The 326-nt window shown below is 42.6% G+C and carries 1 protein-coding gene; it reads right to left on the reverse strand.

The window, feature by feature from the left end; genetic code table 11:
• Positions 1-326 (reverse strand): pre-peptidase C-terminal domain-containing protein (locus JWG39_RS16305; protein ID WP_205220476.1); only part of this gene is annotated, 326 nt, incomplete at both ends.

Genomic DNA, 326 nt, shown 5'->3' on the forward strand with positions numbered 1-326 from the left:
ATCTCCATTACTGTCCAGTGAAACCGCAGTGGCTCCCGTTCGAGAGTTACCCGCATCACCACCACTGATAGTGGTACCGTTAACTATATCATTAACAGCAGCGACTGTATTGATACTCAAATTATAATCTGATGTATTACTTTTATAAGGATCGACCTTGACGTAATAGATCTCTCCTGAGGTGAGATTATAGGATATAGATTCACTGGAACTTCCACCCGAATATGAGGAATGCGAAGAGGAGGAATCCAACCGTGATCCAGAGCTGCTCAATAACCTTAAATCAATATCTGAACTCAATCCCGTTAAATCAATGGTCGCGGTGC

Source organism: Desulforhopalus vacuolatus (assembly GCF_016918505.1).
In the GTDB taxonomy this organism is placed as follows: domain Bacteria; phylum Desulfobacterota; class Desulfobulbia; order Desulfobulbales; family Desulfocapsaceae; genus Desulforhopalus; species Desulforhopalus vacuolatus.